Genomic DNA, 6,279 nt, shown 5'->3' with positions numbered 1-6,279 from the left:
GATGTTTCCCGGCGCGCTCGGCCTGTCGTTGGCCGGCCGGGCGCTCGAGGCCGGGACGTGGTCGCTGGAGACGATCCAGATCCGCGACTTCGCCACCGACCGCCATCGCACCGTCGACGACACGCCCGCCGGCGGCGGCGCCGGCATGGTGATGCGCGCCGACGTGCTGGCGAAAGCCATCGACCATGCTTCGCCGGAAGGCGATGCGCGGCCCCGGCTGCTGATGAGCCCGCGCGGCAAGCCGCTGACCCAGGCGCGTGTGCGCGAGCTGGCCGCTGGGCCGGGCGCCGTCATCCTGTGCGGCCGCTTCGAAGGCGTCGACCAGCGGGTGATCGACGCGCGGGGATTGGAGGAAGTCTCGATCGGCGATTTCATTCTCTCGGGTGGTGAGCCGGCCGCCCTTGTGCTGCTCGACGCGGTGGTGCGGCTGCTGCCCGGGGTCATGGGCAACGCGATGTCGGGCGAGGAAGAGAGTTTTGAAAACGGCCTGCTCGAACATCCGCACTATACGCGGCCGCAGGAGTTCGAAGGCCGTGACATTCCCGAGGTCCTGATTTCCGGCAATCACAAGAAGATCGCCGCCTGGCGGCGGGCGGAGTCAGAAAGACTGACAGCCGAGAGGCGTCCGGACCTGCTTGCCGCTGCTCAGCCCTTGGCAAAATAATAGAAGGCCAAAAACAGGCCGACGGCGACGACGAAGCCGCGCACGGCGTTTTGCGGCACCCGCTTGGCGATCCAGACGCCGGCATAGCCGCCGAGCGCGCCGCCCGGGATCATGATGATCGCCTGCGGCCAGGCGACGACGCCGCCCGAGACGAAGACGACGATCGCGACAGCGGCGATGACCATGGCCAGCATGTTCTTCAACGCGTTCAGCCGGTGATAGTCGCCGGCCTGGGTGAGGCCGAGCGTCGCCAGCATCATCACGCCCATGCCGGCGCCGAAGAAGCCCCCATAGATGGCGGTGAGAAACTGCGCGAGCGAGCCGGCCAGCGAGCCCACCGCCGCTTCATGGCCGGGCTTTGGCACTGGTTTCAGCCAGGGGCCGGCGGCGAACAGGGCCGTCGCGGCTAGCAGCAGCCACGGCACCAGAGCGCGAAACGAGGGATTGTCGAGCGCCAAAAGGATCAGAGCGCCGGCCAGTGCGCCCACGGCCGAGATCAGGCACAGCAGCAGCGCGCCGCGCCAGAAGTGCCTGATATCGGCCGAGTAGGCGAGGGTCGAGGTGATGTAGCCTGGAAATTGCGTCACCGAGGAGGTGGCGTTGGCAACGATCGGCGGCAGGCCGACCAACGTCATGGCGCCGAAGGTGATGAAGGTGCCGCCACCGGCGACCGCATTGGCGGCGCCTGACAGAAAGCCCGCTAGAAACAGCACGATGGCATCGAAGACAGACATGAATTGCGGCCGCTCAAAACTGTGTTATTTCAGGCTTTAGAAAGCCTGAACGACCGGCGCAACCCGGCACGGCAGGATTACGATGGTGCCATGCGAGCAGAAAATGCGCGCCCAAGGCGTGACAAAGCGGCGAAATAGCTGTATGTGCCCGCCCGTACCGGCCAGAAAGAATCTGCCGGACCCGTCAACAATGACGGTGTAGTCGCCCCTGCCTGATGTTTCAAAGACAAATGTCTTGGAGACAAAAGGCATAGCCAAGCGGTCAATGGAACTGCAAGGCGAGTGTCGGACGCTCTGACTGTCGGAAGAACAAGAAGTGGACTTTTGAGATGGATATTCTCCGTCAGCTCGAGGCCGAACAGGCCGCCAAGATCGAAGCCAAGCGCAAGCTTCCCGAATTCCAGCCCGGCGACACCGTGCGCGTCCAGGTCCGCGTGACCGAAGGCACCCGCACCCGCGTCCAGGCCTATGAGGGCGTCGTCATCGCCCGCGCCGGCGCCGGCTTCCAGGAGAACTTCACGGTTCGCAAGATTTCCTACGGCGAAGGTGTCGAGCGCGTGTTCCCGGTCTACTCGCCGATGGTTGAAGGCGTCGAGATCGTTCGCCGCGGCAAGGTGCGTCGCGCCAAGCTCTACTACCTGCGCGATCGTCGCGGCAAATCGGCCCGTATTTCTGAAAACACCGGCGTGCGCGCCCGCAAGCTGAACGATGAGGAGCGCGATGCGCTGAACGCCGAGAAGGCCCGTATCGAAGCCGAGAAGGTGGCAGCAGCCGAGGCCCTGGCCGTCGAGAAGGCCGCCCAGGACGCCGCCGAGAAGAAGGCCGCCGCCGAGGCCGAAGCAGCAGCCAAGGCCGCCGCAGAAGCGACCCCTGCCGAATAAGGTTTTCGGAAATCCCATTCAAAAAGGCGGCTTCGGCCGCCTTTTTTCGTTTCACCAGACTGTGAACGCTTTCAGCGCCAGACACAGGATCCGGCTGTTGACGGCGCATTACTTTGTGAACTAAATAATCGCGCACAAAGTAATTGGAGATTTGATATGGCACTCTACACCACACAGGCTCACGTCACCGGCGGCCGCGCCGGCCATGGCGAGACCAGCGACGGTCTGCTCAAGGTCGATCTGGCAATGCCCAAAGAACTCGGCGGGCCGGGGGGCGCCACCAATCCCGAGCAACTGTTCGCTATCGGCTATGCCGCCTGCTTCGAAAGCGCCATCCGCTTTGTCGCGCGCAAACAGAAGCTGTCGCTGACGGATGCCGGGGTAACCTCCACCGTCAGCCTGCTTCCCGATGGCGAAGGCTTTAAGCTCGGTGTCGCGCTCGCGGCGGAAACGAAAGGCCTTGATCAGGCGGCGGCGGAAGCGCTTGTATCGGAGGCGCACAAGATCTGCCCCTATTCCAACGCCATCAGGGGCAATGTCGACGTAGCGCTTTCGGTAAAGGCGGCATGACGGAAAAGACGACAAAGAGCACCAGGGACGTCCCGGCGGAGGCCACCGGGACGTTTCACGTTCCGCGGCTCGACCAACAGCTCTGCTTCGCGCTCTATTCGGCAAGCGGGCTGATGACGAAGCTCTACCGCCCGCTGCTCGATCCGCTCGGCCTGACCTATCCGCAATATCTGGCCATGTTGGCGCTCTGGGAACGGGCTCCAAGCACGGTCGGCGAGCTTGGCGAAGCGCTCGGGCTGGATTCGGCGACGCTGACGCCGCTGCTCAAGCGGCTGGAGGCCGGTGGCCTGGTCACACGCCGGCGCGACCCCGCCGACGAGCGCCGGGTTCTGGTCGAGCCGACAGCGAAGGGACAAGCGTTGCGTGAGCAGGCCAAAAGCGTGCCGGCGGCGATGCTTTGCAACCTGCCGCTGGATGCCGACGAGTTGAAATCCCTGCACCGCACGCTGACACGGTTCGTCTCCGGCTTGCGCAAGGCGGATGCCGGCATCGTGAAGCGGAGCTGATCGCTGCCGCGACACCGTTCATTCCTGAATCCCGGAAATGAAGGCATCGGAATCCCTTTTCGCGCGCGCTGACGCAGCGGACCGTCTTGCATGACGCTTGCGGAAAGCTAAAGTCGGCGCCGGATTTTCCTACAAGCCCGGCCGTGCCCGGGTCCTTCAATTTCCGGGGAGTGTGTCATGACCAAATCGAAACTGCTGCTGGCAGGCCTGCTTGCCCTCGTCCTGGTACCCGTTGCCGCCTTTGCGCAGGCGCTGCCCGACCTCGGCGGCAAAAAGGTGGTGGTTGTGACCGAAAACGCCTATCCGCCGCTGCAGTTCATCGATGCCAAGACCGGCAAGCAGATCGGCTGGGAATATGATGCGATGAACGAGATCGCCAAGCGGCTGAATTTCGCCGTCGAGTACCAGAACACATCCTGGGACGCGATGATCCAGGCGGTTTCCGACAACCAGTACAACATCGGCATGACCGGCATCACCATCAAGGACGACCGCAAGGAGAAGGTCGATTTCTCCGACCCCTATATGCGCTCGGAACAGTTCATGCTGGTGCGCGGCGATGAAAGCCGTTTCACCGACGCCAAGACCTTCGGCGCCTTCAAGGATGGGCTGATCGGCGCGCAGGCCGGTACCACGCCCTTCTACACCGCCGTCTACAGCGTGCTCGACGGCAATGAGCAGAACCCGCGCATCAAGCTGTTCGAGACCTTCGGCGCCACGGTGCAGGCACTGAAATCCGGCGACGTTGACGTCGTCTTGACCGACGGCACCGCGGGGAAGGGCTATGTCGACGCCTCCGAGGGCAAGCTGAAGCTGATCGGCGGACCGCTCGGCACCGAGGATTTCGGCTTCATCTTCCCGAAGGGTTCCGACCTGGTGAAGCCGGTCAATGCGGCGATTGCGGCGTTGAAGGCGGACGGGACGTTCGATGCGCTGAACAAGAAGTGGTTTCTTGATTACAAGATGGGGCAGTGATTTCGCACTGACTTCGCGCTTGAACGCCCCCCTCTGCCTTGCCGGGCATCTCCCCCTCAAGGGGGGAGATTGGCTGTTTTTTCCGCTTTCACCAATCACCAAAGTTGTAAAAAGAGTGCCGTCGACGAAGCTGCCAATCTCCCCCCTTGAGGGGGAGATGGCCGGCAGGCCAGAGGGGGCTGCCTTGGCGCAATCCTTTTGATGCCTCCCGCCTCTTCCTCCAAAGCCGACTTCCCCTGGTGGCTCGTCGTGGCCGTGACCATCGCGATCGCGGTGGCCGTCTTCGTCGCCACCAGCAATCTCTATGCCCAGGTGTTCGCCACGGTCGCCAAGGGCATCGGCGTCACCATCTTCGTCACCGTGATTGCCTTCGTGCTGGCGTCGGCCATTGGGCTCGGCATCGCGCTGATGGGAATGTCGGGTTCGCGCTGGCTGCGCCAGATCGCGCGCTTCTATGTCGAGATCATCCGCGGCGTGCCGATCCTGGTGCTGTTGTTCTGGATCGCCTTTGCCGGCGCGCCGGCCTTCGTCGCGGCCTGGAACGCGCTGACCGCGCCGCTGCAAAGCGCCGGCCTGTTCGGCGAGCTTTTGGTGCGCGACGTGTCGCTGTTGTGGCGCGCCATCATGGCGCTGACCATCGGCTATTCGGCTTTCATCTCGGAGGTTTTCCGGGCCGGCATCCAGGCGGTGGAGAAGGGCCAGATCGAAGCGGCGAAGGCGCTCGGGCTGACCCGCGCGCAGCGTTTCCGGCTCATCGTGTTTCCACAGGCGATCCGCACCATCCTGCCGCCCCTCGGCAATGATTTCGTCGCACTGGTCAAGGATTCCTCGCTGGTCTCGGTGCTCGGCGTTGCCGACATCACGCAGATGGGCAAGGTCTACGCCGCCGGCTCCTTTCGCTTCTTCGAGACCTATTCGATAACAGCCTACATCTACCTCATCCTGACCGTCGGCCTGTCGCTGGCGCTCAGGGCGCTGGAACGGCGGCTGCGCCGCCAGCACGAGGAATAGTTTTTCGGCCAAGGCAGCGCTACGATCCCCGAGCATTCCCGTTGAGGAGGTCCCATGATCGTCGACAAAGCCAATGCGGCGCTGGATTCCGTCTATACGGCCGACACGCCGGAAGCGCTTGAAGAGGCCTATGCCGCATGGGCCGGGACCTATGACAGCGAGACCGCCTCGCTCGGCTACCTCCTGCCTTTCCTGATCACCGCCTGGGTGGCGCGCCATGTGCCGGCGGGCGATGGCCCGTTGCTCGATGCCGGCTGCGGCACCGGCCTGTCGGGACCGTCGCTGAATGCGCTCGGCTACCGCGACATTGCGGGGCTCGACCTCTCGGACGATATGCTGAAGATCGCCGGCAGCCGCAATGCCTACAGCGAACTGAAGCAGGCAATGCTGGGCGGTCCGCTGCCGTGGCCGGACGGGTATTTCCGCGCCTTCTTCTCGACAGGCGTGTTCACCATCAGCCATGCGCCGGCGACAGGCCTGCACGAACTGGTGCGCATCACCCGCAAGGGCGGCCATGCGATCTTCACCGTGCGCGACCGGGTGTTCGAGAGCGGCGGCTTCCAGGCGGTGTTCGATGAGTTGGAGCAGACTGGGAAATGGCGGCCGGTCGAGGAAAGCCCGTGGTTCCGCTGCTATGCGATCGCCGAGCCGGATGCGCTGGTGAAGACTTTTGTGTTTGAAGTGATCTGAGCGGCGCGTTCTCCGATCTTGGCTTCCTTCCTCTCCCCCTGAAGGTGTGGAAGTGAGGACGAGGAACCCGAGTTCTGCGAAGGCAGCTTCCAATTGCCGAAAACCCAAAACATTGATATGAGCCACGCCATGGAAGAGCTTTTTGGCGATCCGGCCTACAAGGGGTTCGTGCTGCAGGACAGAAAACGCCTGCCGTCGCGCTTCTCCGCGCGCGTGTCCGGGGCGCTGACCAGCCGACTACCCTAGGC

The 6,279-nt window shown here is 63.6% G+C and carries 9 protein-coding genes; 8 read left to right on the top strand and 1 reads right to left on the bottom strand.

Going from position 1 to position 6,279, the window contains the following annotated elements; all coding sequences use genetic code 11:
• Position 1: 1 nt before the first annotated feature.
• Positions 2-664, top strand: a complete 663-nt coding sequence (gene trmD / locus ENZ75_RS17205) for a tRNA (guanosine(37)-N1)-methyltransferase TrmD (RefSeq protein WP_128278197.1) — start codon at positions 2-4, stop codon at positions 662-664.
• On the opposite strand, the gene ENZ75_RS17200 is transcribed toward trmD, so the two are convergent.
• The gene (locus ENZ75_RS17200) at positions 646-1,398 is read right to left on the bottom strand and encodes a sulfite exporter TauE/SafE family protein (protein WP_063169535.1); all 753 of its coding nucleotides are present in this window, start codon (positions 1,396-1,398) and stop codon (positions 646-648) included. The two genes, trmD and ENZ75_RS17200, sit on opposite strands and share 19 nt — an antisense overlap.
• 329 nt (positions 1,399-1,727) lie before the next feature.
• Between ENZ75_RS17200 and rplS the strand changes: the two genes are divergently transcribed.
• From rplS to ENZ75_RS35600, 7 genes are all read left to right on the top strand, one after another.
• Positions 1,728-2,279, top strand: coding sequence for a 50S ribosomal protein L19 (gene rplS, locus ENZ75_RS17190; protein ID WP_013528861.1), 552 nt, complete (start codon positions 1,728-1,730; stop codon positions 2,277-2,279).
• 156 nt (positions 2,280-2,435) lie between these two features.
• Positions 2,436-2,849, top strand: coding sequence for an organic hydroperoxide resistance protein (locus tag ENZ75_RS17185; RefSeq protein ID WP_013528862.1), 414 nt, complete (start codon positions 2,436-2,438; stop codon positions 2,847-2,849).
• On the top strand, positions 2,846-3,355 hold the full coding sequence (locus ENZ75_RS17180) for a MarR family transcriptional regulator (RefSeq protein WP_013528863.1): 510 nt from the start codon (positions 2,846-2,848) through the stop codon (positions 3,353-3,355). The genes ENZ75_RS17185 and ENZ75_RS17180 overlap by 4 nt, the downstream gene beginning before the upstream one ends.
• Before the next feature lie 177 nt (positions 3,356-3,532).
• Positions 3,533-4,330, top strand: a complete 798-nt coding sequence (locus tag ENZ75_RS17175; RefSeq protein WP_013528864.1) for a transporter substrate-binding domain-containing protein — start codon at positions 3,533-3,535, stop codon at positions 4,328-4,330.
• Positions 4,331-4,531: 201 nt separating this feature from the next.
• A complete protein-coding gene (locus tag ENZ75_RS17165) occupies positions 4,532-5,341 on the top strand; it encodes an amino acid ABC transporter permease (protein ID WP_027163295.1) in 810 nt (269 codons plus the stop codon).
• Positions 5,342-5,395: 54 nt separating this feature from the next.
• Positions 5,396-6,031, top strand: coding sequence for a class I SAM-dependent methyltransferase (locus tag ENZ75_RS17160; protein WP_063169534.1), 636 nt, complete (start codon positions 5,396-5,398; stop codon positions 6,029-6,031).
• A 117-nt stretch (positions 6,032-6,148) separates the two neighbouring features.
• Entirely contained in the window at positions 6,149-6,277 is a 129-nt protein-coding gene (locus ENZ75_RS35600; RefSeq protein WP_281040756.1) for a hypothetical protein, read from the top strand.
• The last annotated feature ends 2 nt before the right edge of the window (positions 6,278-6,279 follow it).

Origin of the sequence: Mesorhizobium sp. M7A.F.Ca.CA.002.04.1.1 (assembly GCF_004022805.1) — a bacterium.
GTDB classification, from domain to species: Bacteria; Pseudomonadota; Alphaproteobacteria; order Rhizobiales; family Rhizobiaceae; genus Mesorhizobium; species Mesorhizobium ciceri.
This window is presented reverse-complemented; position numbering and strand designations above follow the sequence as displayed.